Here is a 16,037-nt window from a genome sequence, read left to right on the forward strand (position 1 = left end):
GAGTGCGGCGGATTGTTATGTCCCGTACAGCGCGGCCAGTCGGGCCGCGTCCCCGGCGAACCGCGCCCGCAGACTCTCCGGCGCCAGCACCTCCGCCTCCGGCCCGAGCGCCGCGATCTGTGTGTGCGCGACCTCCTCCGACTCCACCGGGAGCGTCACCGTCACCCGCCCGTCCTCGTCCGGGGCACCGGCCGCCGCCAGCGCCTCCCGCACCGACCCGGGATCGAGGGCGTACGGCAGGGCCCGCACCCCGTCCCCGGACAGCCGCACCACGACCTCCGCCCGCAGGAGCGAGCGCGCGAACTGCTCGGCCCGCTCGTCCCAGAAGCCCGGCAGGTCGAACTCCTCGTCCCGGCTGAACCGCTCCTCGCCGGCCGTCACCGCGGTGAACCGGTCGATCCGGTACACCCGGTAGGAGTCGCTCTGCCCCGCCACCCTCGCGCACAGGTACCAGACCCCCGCCTTCAGCACGAGCCCGTACGGCTCCAGCTCGCGTTCCACCGCGGCCTCCCGGCCCCGGTAGCGCGCGCTGATCCGCCGGTCGTCCCACACCGCGTCCGCGACGGTGGGCAGCAGCTCGGGGGTCTTCGGCTCCTTGAACCAGTTCGGCGCGTCCAGATGGAAGCGCTGGGCCGCCGTGCGCGAGGCGTCGCTCAGGGACGGCAGAAGGGCCGCCGACACCTTCAGCCGGGCCGCCGAGGCCGCGTCCTCCAGACCCATCTCCCGCAGCGCACCCGGCACCCCGGACAGGAACAGTGCCTCGGCCTCGCCGCGGGCCAGGCCGGTCAGCCGGGTGCGGTAGCCGCCGATCAGGCGGTAGCCGCCGGCCCGCCCCCGGTCCGCGTACACCGGCACGCCCGCCTCCGAGAGCGCCGACGCGTCCCGGGTGACGGTCCGCTCGGACACCTCCAGCTCCCGCGCCAGCTCGGCGGCGGTCATGGAGGGCCGGGACTGGAGCAGCAGCACCATTTTGATCAGACGGGCAGCACGCATGGGTCCATGATGCCGGGGGTGCGCGGGCGGGTGCGGGCCGGATATGACCGGTCGCGCAGTTCCCCGCGCGGCAGAGCCGCACAGGCGACACAGCCCCGCGCCTCTGAACGCAGTGCACAGGGCTGGTCGCGCCCGCGCGGCAGAGCCGCAGGTCCAACACAGCCCCGCGCCCCTCAAAGACAGGTGCGCCTGAGCGGACCTGCCTTTGAGGGGCGCGGGGAACTGCGCGACCAGCCCCCACCGGTCCCGCAGCCGAACTACAACCCGTACTGCTCCCGCGCTTCCTTCACCGCGGTCGCCTTCACTTCGCCCCGCCGCGCCAGCTGGGCCAGCGCCGCGACGACGATCGACTCCGCGTCGACCCCGAAGTGCCGGCGGGCCGCGTCACGGGTGTCGGAGAGACCGAAGCCGTCGGCGCCCAGCGAGGACCAGTCCTGCTCGACCCACTGCGCGATCTGGTCGGGGACCTGCCGCATGTAGTCGGAGACCGCCAGCACCGGACCGTCGGCACCCTGGAGCGCCTGACGGACGTACGGCAGCCGCTCCTCGCCGCGCAGCAGGGCCGCGTCGGCCTCCAGCGCGTCGCGGCGCAGCTCGGTCCAGGAGGTCGCGGACCACACGTCGGCGGCCACGCCCCACTCCTCGGCGAGCAGCCGCTGTGCCTTCAGCGTCCAGTGGATCGCCGTGCCGGAGCCCAGGAGCTGGATGCGCGGGGCGTTGGCCGCCGCCACGTCCACGCCCGCCGACTCCGCCGTGTTGAAGCGGTACAGGCCCTTGACGATGCCCTCGTCGACGCCGGGGCCCGAGGGCTTCGCCGGCTGCGGCATCGGCTCGTTGTAGACGGTGAGGTAGTAGAAGACGTTCGGGTCCTCGTCCGGGGCCGCCTCGCCGTACATCCGGCGCAGACCGTCCTTGACGATCGCCGCGACCTCGTAGGCGAACGCCGGGTCGTACGACATCGCCGCCGGGTTGGTCGCCGCGATGACGGGGGAGTGACCGTCGGCGTGCTGGAGGCCCTCGCCCGTCAGGGTCGTCCGGCCGGCCGTGGCGCCGACCAGGAAGCCGCGGCCGAGCTGGTCGCCGAGCTGCCACATCTGGTCGGCCGTGCGCTGCCAGCCGAACATCGAGTAGAAGATGTAGAACGGGATCATCGCCTCACCGTGCGTGGAGTACGCGGTGGACGCGGCGATGAAGTCGGCCATCGAACCGGCCTCGGTGATCCCCTCGTTGAGGATCTGGCCGTTCTTGGCCTCCTTGTAGTACATCAGCTGGTCGCGGTCGACCGGCTCGTACGTCTGGCCCTTGGGGGAGTAGATCCCGAGGGACGGGAAGAGGCTCTCCATGCCGAAGGTGCGCGCCTCGTCGGGGACGATCGGCACCCAGCGTTTGCCGGTCTCCTTGTCCCGGACCAGGTCCTTGACCAGGCGGACGAAGGCCATGGTGGTCGCCACGTTCTGGGTGCCGGAGCCCTTGTCGAAGGAGGCGAAGGCCTTCTCGGCGGGGGCGGGCAGCGGCGCGAGCGCGTGTGTACGCCGGGCCGGGGCCGGGCCGCCGAGAGCCGCGCGGCGCTCCTGGAGGTAGCGGACCTCGGGGGAGTCGGCGCCCGGGTGGCCGTAGGGGACCACCCCGTCGACGAACTGGCTGTCCGAGATGGGCAGTTCCAGCAGGTCGCGCATCGTCTTGAACTCGTCCACCGAGAGCTTCTTCATCTGGTGGTTGGCGTTCTTCGACGCGAAGCCCTCACCGAGGGTGTGGCCCTTGACCGTCTGGGCCAGGATGACCGTCGGGGCGCCCTTGAACTCGACGGCCGCCTTGTAGGCCGCGTACACCTTGTGCGCCTCGTGGCCACCGCGGGAGAGGTGGAAACACTCCAGGATCTTGTCGTCGCTCAGCAGCTTCGCCATCTCGACGAGTGCCGGGTCCTTGCCGAAGAAGTCCTCGCGGATGTAGGCGGCGTCGCGCGTCTGGTACGTCTGCACCTGCGCGTCGGGTACCTCACGCAGCCGGCGGACGAGCGCGCCCGTGGTGTCGAGCTGGAACAGCTCGTCCCAGGCCGAGCCCCACAGCGACTTGACGACGTTCCAGCCGGCGCCGCGGAACTGGGCCTCCAGCTCCTGCACGATCTTGAAGTTGGCGCGGACCGGGCCGTCGAGGCGCTGCAGGTTGCAGTTGATGACGAAGGTCAGGTTGTCCAGGCCCTCGCGGCTGGCCAGGGCGAGGGCCGCCGTCGACTCCGGCTCGTCCATCTCGCCGTCGCCGAGGAAGGCCCAGACGTGGGACGCGGAGACGTCCTTGATGGCGCGGTTGGTCAGATAGCGGTTGAAGCGCGCCTGGTAGATCGCCGACAGCGGGCCGAGACCCATCGACACCGTCGGGAACTCCCACAGCCAGGGCAGGCGGCGGGGGTGCGGGTACGACGGGAGGCCGCCGCCCGCGGACTCGCGGCGGAAGTTGTCGAGGTGGTCCTCGGTCAGCCGGCCGTCGAGGAAGGCGCGGGCGTAGATGCCGGGGGAGGCGTGGCCCTGGATGTAGAGCTGGTCGCCCGAGCCGTCGGCCTCCTTGCCCTTGAAGAAGTGGTTGAAGCCCGTCTCGTACAGCCAGGCCGCGGAGGCGAAGGTGGCGATGTGGCCGCCGACGCCGTACTTGCTGCCCCGGCTCACCATGGCCGCCGCGTTCCAGCGGTTCCACGCGGTGATCCGGCGTTCCAGCTCCTGGTCACCGGGCGCGGACGGCTCGGCGGCGGTCGGGATGGTGTTGACGTAGTCGGTCTCGAGAAGCTTGGGCAGCGCGATGCCGGTGCCCTCGGCCCGCTCCAGGGTGCGGCGCATCAGGTACGCCGCGCGGTGCGGCCCGGCCGCCTTGGCGACCGCGTCCAGCGAGGCCTGCCATTCGGCGGTCTCCTCCGGGTCACGGTCGGGGAGCTGGTCGAGCGCGCTCGGCTGGATGGCCTTGGGGTCGGTCATGTCGCCGCCTTCCTCAGTCGAAGGGGGTTCCCTATGGCTTTTGGGGGTGCCCTTTGTCTTTGGCAGGACAGGGCGGAGGCTTGGGTGCAAGCCCGCCGTGACTCTAACTCCCTGATCGATGATCGATCAAAGGGTTGAAGGGGAAAACCTCTTGATCGCGACAAAGTAGGCACGGGGTGCCTCGGCCCAAGACACCGGGTGCCGTGGATTCTTGGAGTTTCCGCAGGTCGCGCGACGTTTGAGCAGGGTGCCGCTCAGGGTTCACGCCTGCGGCGCGCAGCCCAGCACATGCGCCTTCACGATCTCGGCGATCCGGGGATCCTGCCGACGGAACGCGGCCACCAGCTCCTCGTGCTCCTCCGCGTACGACTGCTGGACCGTGCCCAGCCAGCGGATCGACAGCGCGGTGAAGACCTCGATGCCCAGCCCCTCCCAGGTGTGCAGCAGCACCGAGTTGCCCGCCGCCCGGACCAGCTCGCGGTGGAAGCCCACCGTGTGCCGCACCTGGGCCGTGCCGTCCGACTCCCGGTCGGCCTCGTACAGCGCCGCGACATGCGGTTCCAGGGCCGAGCAGTCCTGCGCCAGCCGCCCCGCCGCCAGCTCCGCCGCGATGGCCTCCAGACCGGCCCGGACCGGATAGCTCTCCTCCAGGTCCGCCGCCGTCAGGTTCCGCACCCGGACGCCCTTGTTCGGCGCCGACTCGATCAGCCGCAGCGACTCCAGCTCGCGCAACGCCTCCCGCACCGGGGTCTGGCTGACCTCCAGCTCGGTGGCGATACGACGCTCCACGATCCGCTCGCCCGGCTTCCAGCGCCCACTGACGATCCCCTCCACGATGTGCTCGCGGATCTGCTCGCGCAGCGAGTGGACGACGGGCGCGGTCATGAGGGCTCCTTAGGGAGGGGCCGCCCATCGGCCCCGGGGGCGTTTGACCTTTAGACAATAAGGCCGCGGCCCCCGCGGGGAGGGGCGCACGGGGGCGCTTTCGCGCAGGTGAGACGAGACTTACACGCTCTCAGCTCGACGTCTTGTGTCAAGACGGGGAACCCCGGCGGCCCGATGGGTGTCGCGGTCGGCAGGGGGTTCCCGCGCGGGGCGCCCCTCGGCACGACTGGGGGACGGGTATGAACATCGGGGGATGGCGCCGGACGGCCGTGGTGGCCGTGATCGGCGTGCTCATGGGGGTGACGGGCTGCCAGCAGATGCCCACCCGGGCGCAGACGAGGCCGGGCGGCACGCCGGAGACCAGCGCCACGGCGGAGAGCACCGGCAGGGCGGAGATGGCCGGCATGGCGGGCACGGCCCGGGGAGACGGCACACCGTACGACGCCTGCGTCTTCGTGAAACCGGACGGCGCCCAGAGGTTCGGGCACGTCGGCTGGGGCTTCCGGATCACCGGGACCGGCCGCTGGGTGTACGGCGCGGTCGAGAACCCGAGCGGCCGGCTGTACACCCCGCCGGGCGGCGGCATCGGCGCCTGGGACGCGGAGGGGACGTACGCCCGGATGCTCCGCGAGATGTCCCGGGACACCCACTATCCGGGCAGGTCCGCGCACCCGTACAGCCGCTACCGCTGTACGTCCTCCCGGGCCGCCGACGTCCGGGCGGCCCGGGCGGCGATCCGTGCCGTCGCCGGGCGGGGCTTCCTCGTGGGCGTCGACCCGCGGACCGGGAAGCTCACCTCGCGGGACTGCCTGGACGCCACCTACGACGTCCTGAAGGCGTACCGCACCCAGCGGCTGCCGCGGGCGGCGAAGCCGGCGATCCCCAACGTGTGGGTGGAGTCGCTGGCCGGCTGGTCGGACCGGAAACTGACGCCCCGGTGAGACCGACGCCCCGCTGACACAGCGGTGCCCCCGCCCGGAGAGACTCCGGACGGGGGCACCGTACAAGCGGGATGCCGGACTACAGGCCGAGCTCGACCTCGAACTCGCCCGCCTCCAGGATCGCCTTGACCGCGGTCAGGTAACGGGCCGCGTCGGCGCCGTCCACCAGACGGTGGTCGTAGGAGAGGGTCAGGTACGTCATGTCGCGGACGCCGATGACCGTGCCCTCCTCCGTCTCGATGACGGCCGGACGCTTGACCGTGGCACCGATACCGAGGATCGCGACCTGGCCCGGCGGCACGATGATCGTGTCGAAGAGCGCACCGCGCGAACCGGTGTTGGAGATGGTGAAGGTCGCACCGGACAGCTCGTCCGGAGTGATCTTGTTGGCGCGGACCTTGCCGGCCAGCTCCGCCGTCGCCTTGGCGATACCGGCGATGTTGAGGTCGCCGGCGTGCTTGATGACCGGGGTCATCAGGCCCTTCTCGGAGTCCACCGCGATACCGACGTTCTCGGTGTCGAAGTAGGTGATCGTGCCTTCGCCCTCGTTGATCTTGGCGTTGACGGGCGCGTGCGCCTTCAGCGCCTGGGCCGCGGCCTTGACGAAGAACGGCATCGGCGAGAGCTTGACGCCCTCGCGGGCCGCGAACGCGTCCTTGGCCCGGCCGCGCAGCTTCATCAGACGGGTGACGTCCACCTCGACGACCGAGGACAGCTGCGCCTGCTCGTGCAGCGCCTTGACCATGTTGTCGCCGATGACCTTGCGGATGCGCGGCATCTTGACGGTCTGGCCGCGGAGGGGGGAGGCCTCCAGGGCGGGCGCCTTCTTCGCGGTGGCGGCCGGAGCGGCGGCGGCGGGAGCCGGAGCGGCAGCGGCGGCCTTCGCGGCCTCGGCGGCGGCGATGACGTCCTGCTTGCGGATACGACCGCCCACGCCGGTGCCCTTGACGGTGGCCAGGTCGACGCTGTTCTCGGCGGCGAGCTTGCGCACCAGCGGGGTCACGTAGGCGCCGTCGTCACCGGAGGTGGCGGCGGGAGCCTGCGCGGCCGGGGCGGCCGGAGCCGGAGCGGCCGGCGCGGGGGCCGGGGCAGCGGCCTGGACCGGAGCCGGAGCCGGAGCGGGCGCGGCCGGAGCAGCGGGCTCCGGGGCCGGAGCGGGAGCCGCGGGGGCGGGCTCCGGAGCCGGGGCAGGAGCCTCGGCGGCCGGAGCCGGAGCCGGTGCGGCGGGGGCCGGAGCGGCGGCCGGAGCCGCGCCCGGGGCGCCGATGACGGCCAGCTTGGCGCCGACCTCGGCCGTCTCGTCCTCGGCGACCGTGATCTCCAGCAGCACACCGGAGGTGGGCGCCGGGATCTCGGTGTCGACCTTGTCGGTCGACACCTCGAGCAGCGGCTCGTCGGCCTCGACGGAGTCGCCGACCGACTTCAGCCAGCGGGTGACGGTGCCCTCGGTGACGGACTCGCCGAGCGCGGGCAGGACGACGTCCGTGCCCTCGGCCGAGCCGCCGCCGGAGGCGGCCTCCGCGGTGGGAGCGGGCGCCGGAGCGGCCTGCTCGGTGGACGGGGCTGCCTGAGCCGGCTCGGGAGCGGGCTCAGGGGCGGGCTCGGCGGCCGGGGCCGGGTCGGCAGCGGGCGAACCCGTGCCGTCGTCGATGACGGCCAGTTCGGCGCCGACCTCGACGGTCTCGTCCTCGGCGACCTTGATGGACGCCAGGACACCGGCGGCGGGGGAGGGGATCTCGGTGTCGACCTTGTCCGTCGACACCTCCAGCAGCGGCTCGTCGGCCTCTACTCGCTCACCCTCGGCCTTCAGCCAGCGGGTGACAGTGCCCTCGGTGACGCTCTCGCCGAGCGCCGGAAGGGTTACGGAAACCGCCATGGTTTCGGTTGCTCCTTACGGAAAGTGCGGAAGTCTGTGTCGTCGCGGAGTCGCGCGGTCGCGGTGTCGACCGAGGGTCAGTCGTGCGAGTGGAGCGGCTTGCCGGCCAGAGCCAGGTGGGCCTCGCCCATCGCCTCGTTCTGAGTCGGGTGGGCGTGGATGAGCTGAGCGACCTCGGCGGGCAGCGCCTCCCAGTTGTAGATCAGCTGGGCTTCGCCGACCTGCTCGCCCATACGGTCGCCGACCATGTGGACGCCGACCACGGCACCGTCCTTGACCTGGACGAGCTTGATCTCGCCCGTGGTGTTCAGGATCTTGCTCTTGCCGTTGCCCGCGAGGTTGTACTTCAGAGCGACGACCTTGTCCGCACCGTAGATCTCCTTGGCCTTGGCCTCGGTGATCCCCACGGAGGCGACCTCGGGGTGGCAGTACGTCACCCGGGGGACGCCGTCGTAGTCGATCGGAACGGCCTTCAGACCGGCCAGACGCTCCGCCACCAGGATGCCCTCGGCGAAGCCGACGTGCGCGAGCTGGAGCGTGGGGACCAGGTCGCCGACGGCCGAGACGGTCGGGACGTTGGTGCGCATGTACTCGTCGACCAGGACGTAACCGCGGTCCATGGCGACGCCCTGCTCCTCGTAGCCGAGACCGGCGGAGACGGGGCCGCGGCCGACCGCCACGAGCAGCAGCTCGGCCTCGAACTCCTTGCCGTCGGCCAGGGTGACCTTGACGCCGTCGGCGGTGTACTCGGCCTTCGAGAAGAAGGTGCCCAGGTTGAACTTGATGCCACGCTTGCGGAACGCGCGCTCAAGAAGCTTGGAGGAGTTCTCGTCCTCGAGGGGAGCGAGGTGCTTGAGGCCCTCGATGATCGTGATGTCCGACCCGAAGGACTTCCAGGCGGAGGCGAACTCGACGCCGATGACACCGCCGCCCAGGACGATCGCCGACTTCGGCACCCGGTCCAGGACGAGGGCGTGGTCGGAGGAGATGATGCGGTTGCCGTCGATCTCCAGGCCCGGCAGCGACTTCGGCACGGAGCCGGTCGCCAGGAGTACGTGGCGGCCCTGGACACGCCGGCCGTTCACGTCGACGGAGGTCGGGGAGGACAGGCGGCCCTCACCCTCGATGTAGGTGACCTTGCGGGAGGCGATCAGTCCCTGCAGGCCCTTGTACAGGCCAGCGACGACGCCGTCCTTGTACTTGTGGACGGCCGGTACGTCGATGCCCTCGAAGGTGGCCTTCACGCCGAACTGCTCGCTCTCGCGGGCCTGGTCGGCGATCTCGCCCGCGTGCAGCAGGGCCTTGGTGGGAATGCAACCCCGGTGCAGGCAGGTACCGCCGACCTTGTCCTTCTCGATCAGGGCGACGTCCAGGCCCAGCTGCGCCCCGCGCAGGGCCGCGGCGTAACCACCGCTACCACCGCCGAGGATCACTAGGTCGAAAACGGTGCTGGCGTCGTTCGCCACGTCACGTCCTCCATGCATGTGCGCCACGCCGGTCTCCAGTGACCGGTCGGCGGCTGGTGTCCGGCCGCTCTTTGCTCTCGGCCCTTCGGTGGGGGCCCTGTCCTGCCGAGGCCCATCTTCGCACTTGTCGGCGCAGGACGAGACGCCGGGCTGGTGTGTGAGACGTCGCACTCCTCGCTCCCGCCACCTGTGCCACGGCAGGACGACGGGGCCCCGCCCTACCCGCGCGCGGGGCCCCGTCGCCGAAAAACGAGCGCGGACCTCAGCCCAGGTCGCCCACGGCGGTCAGCTCGGCCAGCCGCACCAGCGTCCGTACGGCCGTCCCCGTGCCGCCCTTCGGCGTGTACCCGAACGGCCCGCCCTCGTTGAAGGCCGGCCCCGCGATGTCCAGGTGCGCCCAGGTGATCCCCTCACCCACGAACTCACGCAGGAACAGCCCGGCGACCAGGCCGCCGCCCATCCGCTCGCCCATGTTGGCGATGTCGGCGGTCGAGGAGTCCATGCCCTTGCGCAGGTGCTCCGGCAGCGGCATCGGCCAGGCCGGCTCGCCGACCTCCTCGGCGGCCTCGTGCAGCGAGGAGCGGAACGCGTCGTCGTTGGCCATGATCCCGAACGTCCGGTTGCCCAGCGCCAGCATCATCGCGCCGGTCAGCGTCGCCACGTCCACGATCGCGTCCGGCTTGTCCTCGGAGGCCGCCCACAGCGCGTCGGCGAGGACGAGGCGGCCCTCGGCGTCGGTGTTGAGGACCTCCACGGTCTTGCCGCTGTACATGCGCAGCACGTCACCCGGCCGGGTCGCGGAGCCCGAGGGCATGTTCTCGGCCAGCGCCAGCCAGCCGGTGACATTGACCTCCAGGCCGAGCCGCGCGGCGGCGACGACCGCGGCGAAGACCGCCGCGGCACCGCTCATGTCGCACTTCATCGTCTCGTTGTGGCCGGCCGGCTTCAGCGAGATGCCGCCCGAGTCGTACGTGATGCCCTTGCCGACGAAGGCGAGGTGCTTCTTCGCCTTGGAGGAGGTGTACGACAGCTTCACCAGGCGCGGGCCCGCCGCGGACCCGGCGCCGACGCCGAGGATGCCGCCGTAGCCGCCCTTGACGAGAGCCTTCTCGTCGAGCACCTGCACCTTGATGCCGTGCTCCTTGGCCGCGGCCTGGGCGACGGCCGCGAACGCCTCCGGGTCGAGGTCGTTCGGCGGCATGTTGATCAGGTCGCGGGCGCGGTTCAGCTCCTCGGACACGGCCGCGGCCCGCTCGATCGCCGCCTTGTGGGCGCGGTCGCGGGGCTTGCCGCCGAGCAGGGCGGCCTCGGCGAGTGGACCCTTGGCGTTCTTGGCCTTGGCGTCGCTCTTGCCGCTGTCCTTGTAGGTGTCGAAGGAGTACGCGCCGAGCAGCACGCCCTCGGCCACCGCGCCGACGTCCGCGGCGTCCGTCAGAGGCAGCGCGAACGCGGCCTTCTTGGTGCCGGACAGGGTGCGGGCGGCCACGCCGGCGGCCCGGCGCAGCGCCTCCGCGCCGAAGCCGGAGTCCTTCGCGGGCTCGGCGCCCAGGCCCACCGCCACCACGAGCGGCGCCTTGAAGCCGGCCGGGGCGGGCAGCTTCGTCACCTCGCCCTCGGCGCCGGAGGCACCGAGGGTCTCCAGGACGTCGGCGAGCCGGCCGTCGTACGCCTTGTCCACGGCCTCGGCGCCCGGTGCGACGACCAGGTCCCCGGCCCGGGCATCAGTGCCCTTGGCAACACCGATCACGATCGCGTCGACCCGGAGGCCGGGCGCCGCTGCGGTGCTGAGAGTGAGAGCAGTCACGGTGGTGAGATCTCGCTTCCATTGAATTCTGGTGTGGCCGAAAACGGGTGGGTCGACCGGGCCCGAGAAGCGACCCTAGGCCTCTCCTGCGGCACGGTCTTCACCTGGGCAGGCACACACCCGTCATTCGTCTGGTTCCGGCGAGCGTACGCCTCGGTGCACGGTGCGGCTGCGGGCCGGGAGATCATCGTCGGGTACGTTGCCGCCCACCCTGGAGCCCACCCGGTGAGACGCCCCCTCCTGCTCGTAGCCCTGACGGTGCTGCTGGCGGCCTGCACGACCCCCTCCGACGACGACGGCGGCGGCGCCGACCGGGCGGGCGGTGACCGCTGGCAGCCCCGTCCCGGCGTCGCCTGGCAGTGGCAGCTCCGCGGCCGGATCGACACGAGTGTCGACGTTCCGGTCTACGACATCGACGGCTTCGACCAGCCGAAGGCGACGGTGACCGCGCTGCACCGCGAGGACCGCAAGGTCATCTGCTACCTCTCCACGGGCGCCTGGGAGGACTGGCGCCCCGACGCGAAGAAGTTCCCCGGGTCGGTGCTGGGCCGCGGCAACGGCTGGGAGGGCGAACGCTGGCTCGACATCCGCCGTACCGACATCCTGGAACCCCTGATGGCGGCCCGCGTCGACATGTGCCGCGACAAGGGCTTCGACGCGGTCGAGCCCGACAACATGGACGGCTACCGCAACCGCACCGGCTTCCCCCTCAAGGCCGCCGACCAGCTCCGCTACAACCGCCTGATCGCGAAGCTCGCCCACGACCGCGGCATGGCCGTGGGCCTCAAGAACGACCTGGACCAGATCCCGCAACTGGTCGGGGACTTCGACTTCGCGGTCAACGAACAGTGCGCCCAGTACGGCGAATGCGCCGACCTGTCGCCCTTCGTCGAGGCCGGCAAGGCCGTCTTCCACGTCGAGTACGAACTCCCCACCCGCCGCTTCTGCGCCGACTCCCGCCGCCTGAAGCTGAGTTCGATGCTCAAGAAGTACGAGCTCGGGGTGTGGCGCCGGGCCTGCTAGCGCCCCAGGACCAGTGCCACGAGCGCCACGGTGGCCGCCGTCTCCGCGAGAGCGCCGAACACGTCACCGGTCACCCCGCCGAACCGCCGGACGCAGTGGCGCAGGAGGAGTTCGGCGACCGCGAGAGCGGCGAGGACCGCGAGGGCCGTGCGCAGGGCGTCGTACGGTCCGAGGAGCCCCCCGGCGGCCGTCGACGCGAGCGTGACGGCGAGGGCGGCGAGGACCGCGCCCCGCACCGGGACCGCCCCCGCCACCGCCGCCCCCAGCCCCTCCGGCCGGGCGGCCGGCACCCCGGAGCGGGCGGCCAGGGTGAGAGACAGGCGGGCGGCGGTCGCCGAGACGACGGCGGCCACGGCACCCCGGGTCCACGAGTCGGCGTAGAGCTGCGACAACGCCGCCACCTGGGCGAACAGCACGAGGGCGAGGGTGATCACACCGAACGGTCCGATGTCCGACCGCTTCATGATCCGCAGCGCGTCCTCGGCGGGTCTGCCGCTGCCCAGCCCGTCCGCGGTGTCCGCGAGCCCGTCCAGGTGCAGCCCGCGGGTGAGCACGGCGGGTACGGCCACGGAGGCGACGGCGGCGAGCAGCGGCTCCGCGCCCAGGAGGAGCAGGAGCGCACCGAGTCCGGCCGCGCCCGCGCCGATCACCAGCCCGGCCGCCGGGGCGCACAGCATGCCGTCGCGGGCCGCCTTGCGGTCCCAGCGGGTCACCTCGACCGGGAGCACGGTGAGGGTGCCGAAGGCGAAACGGAGGCCGTCCTGCCAGGAGGGCGCGGGCGCGGGGGAGGGCGGCGGGGGCGTGGACACCGGCGCAGGTTACCCGGAGGTCGGGCGAGCGCCCCGCGCAGCCGCGGATAAAGTGCCTATATGGGACATTGGCTGGAGCGGAACATCGTCGAACCGGGCAAGCTGCCCCTGCTCCTGGCCCTCACCGCGTTCGTGCTCACCTTCCTGATCACCCGGATCGTCACCCGCATGATCCGGGCCGGCAAGGGCCCCTTCGGCAACGTCAGCGCCGGGGGAGTGCACATCCACCACGTGGTCCCCGGTGTCGTCCTCACCGTCCTCGGCGGCTTCGGCGCGGTCGCCAGCGGCCGGCACGGCTTCGGCTCGGCCGTCTTCGCGGTCGTCTTCGGCATCGGCGCGGGCCTGGTGCTGGACGAGTTCGCGCTGATCCTGCACCTCGACGACGTCTACTGGACCGAGGCGGGCCGCAAGAGCGTGGAGGTCGTGGTGCTCACCGCGGCCCTGGTCGGACTGGTCCTGTGCGGGTTCTCGCCCTTCGGGGTCGACGGCCTGGACCAGGACGAACTCCAGGACCGCGGCTCCGTCCTCATGAGCGTGGCCGTGAACTTCCTGTTCTCCCTCCTCGCCCTCGCCAAGGGGAAGGCCCGCACCGCGATCTTCGGCGTGATCGTCCCCCTCGTCGCCCTGGTCGGCGCCATCCGGCTGGCCCGCCCCGGCTCCCCCTGGGCCAAGCGGTTCTACCGCCGCCGCCCGCGCGCCCGCACCCGCTCGACCCTGCGCGCCTACCACCACGACCGCCGCTGGGCCGGCCCCCGCCGCAGACTTCAGGACCTGATCGGAGGCAAGCCGGACCCCCTGCCGCCCCGGGCCCTCGAACGCCCGTGACGCAGCGCGGAGACCCCGCACAGCACCAGCACCGCCGCGATCGCCGCCAGATGCTCCTTGCCGGCCAGGTTCTCCTTCAGGACCACCTCGACCACCATCGCCGCGACCACCACGCCCGCGGTGACGTACGCGCGGTAGCGCAAGCCCAGGAACACGGCCAGGCCCACCACGGCCGCCGACGGGCCGGTGTCCACCACGTGCGCGTCCGAGGCCGGCAGGCCCAGTGGGTGGCCGGGGCCCAGCCAGATGCCCACGCGCGCGTACAGCGTGCCGGCGAGCGTGGCGACGTACGCGAGGGTGAGCGTCCGCCACCGGCCCAGGCAGATCTCGGCGATCCCGAACACCAGCAGAACCTGCGCCAGGGCACCCCAGACGGGCAGGTCCAGAGCGGGCACGAACAGGGACAGGGGGGTGCGCAGCAGGGCGAGCCACAGCGGGTCCTCGGCACGCACCGCCCCGACGTTCTGCACGAACTGATAGCCCCAGGACCGGTTGTGCACGACGTGCAGGCCCGCCGTCAGACAGACCGCCGCGACCGACAGCGGGACCGCCCGCCACCGGCGCCTGAGCAGCGGCTCCCGCACGGTGACGTACAGCAGCCCCCATTCGGCCCGGGCCCAGCGGGCGAGCGTGTTCATCCGGTGGTCCTCGTCCCCGTCGGCTTCGGCAGCGCCGGCGCCTCCAGGAACCCTTCCGCGCGCGCCGACGCGAGGCCGATGCGCGGCAGGTCCGCGCTCTTCTCGAAGAGCAGGAACCGCGGCTCCCAGATGGGCCGGTACTTGGCGTTGGCGCGGTACAGCGACTCGATCTGCCACCAGCGGGAGAAGAAGGTGAGCAGCGAGCGCCACAGCCTCAGCACCGGCCCGGCGCCGAGACGCGCACCACGTTCGAAGACCGAGCGGAACATGGCGAAGTTCAGTGAGACCTGGGTGATCTGGATCTCGTGCGCTGCGCGCAACAGCTCGATGACCATGAACTCCATCAGGCCGTTGTCGCCGTCCCGGTCGCGCCGCATCAGGTCGAGCGAGAGCCCGTGCGGACCCCAGGGCACGAAGGAGAGCAACGCCCTCAACCCGCCCTCGGCGTCCGTGCATTCGAGCATCACGCACCGCCCGTCGCCCGGCTCCCCGAGCCGCCCCAGCGCCATGCTGAACCCGCGCTCGGTGGCCCCGTCCCGCCAGTCGTCGGCCCGCTCCAGCAGATACGCCAGCTCGGCCGCGGGAATGTCCTCGTGGCGCCGGACGCGCACGGTGTACCCGGCCCGCCGCACCCGGTTGTGGGCCTGCCGCACGGTCCGCATGGCCCGCCCCTCCAGCGTGAACTCGGCGACCTCGACGATCGCCTCGTCACCGAGTTCCAGGGCGTCCAGACCGTGCCGCGCGTACACCGTGCCCGCCTCCTCGCCCGCGCCCATCACCGCCGGGATCCAGCCGTGCGCCCGCGCCTGGGCGAGCCACGGCTCGATCGCGCCCGGCCACGCCTCCGGGTCGCCGAGGGGATCGCCGGAGGCCAGCGACACCCCGCCGATCACGCGGTAGGCGACGGCCGCCTTGCCGGTCGGGGACCAGACGACGCTCTTCTCCCGCCGCAGCGCGAAGTAGCCGAGCGAGTCCCGCTCGCCGTGCCGGTCCAGGAGCGCCCGCAGCCGCCGTTCGTCGTCCTCGGTGAGCGGGTCGACGGCACGCCGGGAGCGGAAGGCGGCGTAGAGGACGGCGAGGACCAGGGCCGTGCTGAGCACGTTGATCGTGACGTCGGCCCAGTTCGGGGTCGTGATGCCCGGGGAGCGGGAGCCGTCGGCGGCGACGGAGACCAGCCGCAGGGTGCCGTACCGCCAGCGTTCCGCGAAGGTCGAGGGGTCCCGCGCCTGGTTGGTGACGGTCACCAGGAGCGCCGCGAGCAGTGAGGACACCAGCAGCCCGCCGACGGCGACGGCCGCGGCGAGCTTCGGGTTGGACCGGTCGCCCTTCGCGTAGAACTCCCGCCGACCGGCCAGGAGCGCGGCGACGAACAGGGCGGTGAGGACGAGGGAGACCCAGTTCTGCGCGTACCGCCTGACCTCGGGGAAGGCCATCGCGACGGCGAACAGCGCGAGGAAGGGGCCGGCGAGCGCGAGGTTCAGGATCCACGCGGCCCGCTTCCGGCGCCGCATGGTGATCGCCAGGAACCCCGTGAACACCCCGGAGGCGAAGCCGGCGGTCAGCAGGTACGGCGTGAAGAAGTCCTCCTGGTTGTGCCGCCGCACGTCCTGCCCCAGCGAGACCCACACCGCACTGAGGAAGTTGACGAACGCGACGCCCCGCAGATACCAGACGGCCAGCCCGGCGGCCCGCCGCGAGGCGGGCGTCGACGCACGGGCCGCGGCGCCCGGCCGGACGGCCGCGTCCCGTACATCCGGAGGTCGGTCCTGTACCGCGGCAATTCGGACATCTCCCATGAACGGGGATCATGCCCT

Annotated in this window: 12 protein-coding genes; 3 read left to right on the forward strand and 9 right to left on the reverse strand. The window is 72.1% G+C overall.

The window, feature by feature from the left end; translation table 11 throughout:
• Positions 1 to 15 precede the first annotated feature (15 nt).
• The 3 genes from ACZ5VD_RS05545 to ACZ5VD_RS05555 form a co-directional block, all read right to left on the reverse strand.
• A complete protein-coding gene (locus tag ACZ5VD_RS05545; RefSeq protein ID WP_468680891.1) occupies positions 16 to 993 on the reverse strand; it encodes a helix-turn-helix transcriptional regulator in 978 nt (325 codons plus the stop codon).
• A gap of 257 nt (positions 994 to 1,250) precedes the next feature.
• Positions 1,251 to 3,956 (reverse strand): pyruvate dehydrogenase (acetyl-transferring), homodimeric type, encoded by a 2,706-nt coding sequence (aceE, locus tag ACZ5VD_RS05550; RefSeq protein WP_468549322.1) that lies wholly within the window; start codon positions 3,954 to 3,956, stop codon positions 1,251 to 1,253.
• Between the two features lie 261 nt (positions 3,957 to 4,217).
• Positions 4,218 to 4,841 carry a GntR family transcriptional regulator gene (locus ACZ5VD_RS05555; RefSeq protein ID WP_468549323.1) on the reverse strand — a complete coding sequence of 208 codons (624 nt, stop codon included), beginning with the start codon at positions 4,839 to 4,841 and terminating at the stop codon, positions 4,218 to 4,220.
• Between the two features lie 239 nt (positions 4,842 to 5,080).
• Between ACZ5VD_RS05555 and ACZ5VD_RS05560 the strand changes: the two genes are divergently transcribed.
• A complete protein-coding gene (locus ACZ5VD_RS05560) occupies positions 5,081 to 5,782 on the forward strand; it encodes a hypothetical protein (protein WP_468680893.1) in 702 nt (233 codons plus the stop codon).
• Positions 5,783 to 5,861: 79 nt separating this feature from the next.
• Here the strand turns inward: ACZ5VD_RS05560 and sucB are convergent, their stop codons facing one another.
• The 3 genes from sucB to ACZ5VD_RS05575 all read right to left on the reverse strand — a co-directional run bounded on the left by sucB (position 5,862) and on the right by ACZ5VD_RS05575 (position 10,928).
• The gene (sucB, locus tag ACZ5VD_RS05565; RefSeq protein ID WP_468680894.1) at positions 5,862 to 7,658 is read right to left on the reverse strand and encodes a 2-oxoglutarate dehydrogenase, E2 component, dihydrolipoamide succinyltransferase; all 1,797 of its coding nucleotides are present in this window, start codon (positions 7,656 to 7,658) and stop codon (positions 5,862 to 5,864) included.
• 77 nt (positions 7,659 to 7,735) lie between these two features.
• A complete protein-coding gene (gene lpdA, locus ACZ5VD_RS05570) occupies positions 7,736 to 9,124 on the reverse strand; it encodes a dihydrolipoyl dehydrogenase (RefSeq protein WP_468680897.1) in 1,389 nt (462 codons plus the stop codon).
• A gap of 262 nt (positions 9,125 to 9,386) precedes the next feature.
• Entirely contained in the window at positions 9,387 to 10,928 is a 1,542-nt protein-coding gene (locus ACZ5VD_RS05575; protein ID WP_468549327.1) for a leucyl aminopeptidase, read from the reverse strand.
• 225 nt (positions 10,929 to 11,153) lie between these two features.
• Between ACZ5VD_RS05575 and ACZ5VD_RS05580 the strand changes: the two genes are divergently transcribed.
• On the forward strand, positions 11,154 to 11,951 hold the full coding sequence (locus tag ACZ5VD_RS05580) for an endo alpha-1,4 polygalactosaminidase (RefSeq protein WP_468680899.1): 798 nt from the start codon (positions 11,154 to 11,156) through the stop codon (positions 11,949 to 11,951).
• On the opposite strand, the gene ACZ5VD_RS05585 is transcribed toward ACZ5VD_RS05580, so the two are convergent.
• The gene (locus ACZ5VD_RS05585) at positions 11,948 to 12,760 is read right to left on the reverse strand and encodes an adenosylcobinamide-GDP ribazoletransferase (protein WP_468680902.1); all 813 of its coding nucleotides are present in this window, start codon (positions 12,758 to 12,760) and stop codon (positions 11,948 to 11,950) included. The genes ACZ5VD_RS05580 and ACZ5VD_RS05585 overlap by 4 nt on opposite strands.
• Positions 12,761 to 12,820: 60 nt before the next feature.
• On the opposite strand from ACZ5VD_RS05585, the gene ACZ5VD_RS05590 reads away from it, so the two are divergent.
• Positions 12,821 to 13,585, forward strand: coding sequence for a hypothetical protein (locus ACZ5VD_RS05590; protein ID WP_468549330.1), 765 nt, complete (start codon positions 12,821 to 12,823; stop codon positions 13,583 to 13,585).
• Here the strand turns inward: ACZ5VD_RS05590 and ACZ5VD_RS05595 are convergent.
• Both ACZ5VD_RS05595 and ACZ5VD_RS05600 read right to left on the reverse strand, forming a co-directional pair.
• Positions 13,525 to 14,223: a hypothetical protein gene (locus ACZ5VD_RS05595; protein ID WP_468680904.1), complete on the reverse strand. Its 699-nt coding sequence runs from the start codon at positions 14,221 to 14,223 to the stop codon at positions 13,525 to 13,527. The two genes, ACZ5VD_RS05590 and ACZ5VD_RS05595, sit on opposite strands and share 61 nt — an antisense overlap.
• Complete coding sequence (locus ACZ5VD_RS05600; RefSeq protein WP_468680908.1) at positions 14,220 to 16,019, reverse strand: phosphatidylglycerol lysyltransferase domain-containing protein; 1,800 nt, start codon at positions 16,017 to 16,019, stop codon at positions 14,220 to 14,222. The genes ACZ5VD_RS05595 and ACZ5VD_RS05600 overlap by 4 nt, the downstream gene beginning before the upstream one ends.
• Between the last annotated feature and the right edge of the window lie 18 nt (positions 16,020 to 16,037).

The sequence above is a fragment of the Streptomyces sp. NPDC032822 genome (genome assembly GCF_055578825.1).

Coding starts and splice junctions, on each gene's coding strand:
- ACZ5VD_RS05545 (WP_468680891.1), bottom strand. CDS start 993: ATGCGTGCTGCCCGTCTGATCAAAATGGTGCTGCTGCTCCAGTCCCGG.
- ACZ5VD_RS05595 (WP_468680904.1), bottom strand. CDS start 14,223: ATGAACACGCTCGCCCGCTGGGCCCGGGCCGAATGGGGGCTGCTGTAC.
- ACZ5VD_RS05590 (WP_468549330.1), top strand. CDS start 12,821: ATGGGACATTGGCTGGAGCGGAACATCGTCGAACCGGGCAAGCTGCCC.
- ACZ5VD_RS05555 (WP_468549323.1), bottom strand. CDS start 4,841: ATGACCGCGCCCGTCGTCCACTCGCTGCGCGAGCAGATCCGCGAGCAC.
- ACZ5VD_RS05560 (WP_468680893.1), top strand. CDS start 5,081: ATGAACATCGGGGGATGGCGCCGGACGGCCGTGGTGGCCGTGATCGGC.
- sucB (WP_468680894.1), bottom strand. CDS start 7,658: ATGGCGGTTTCCGTAACCCTTCCGGCGCTCGGCGAGAGCGTCACCGAG.
- aceE (WP_468549322.1), bottom strand. CDS start 3,956: ATGACCGACCCCAAGGCCATCCAGCCGAGCGCGCTCGACCAGCTCCCC.
- ACZ5VD_RS05600 (WP_468680908.1), bottom strand. CDS start 16,019: ATGGGAGATGTCCGAATTGCCGCGGTACAGGACCGACCTCCGGATGTA.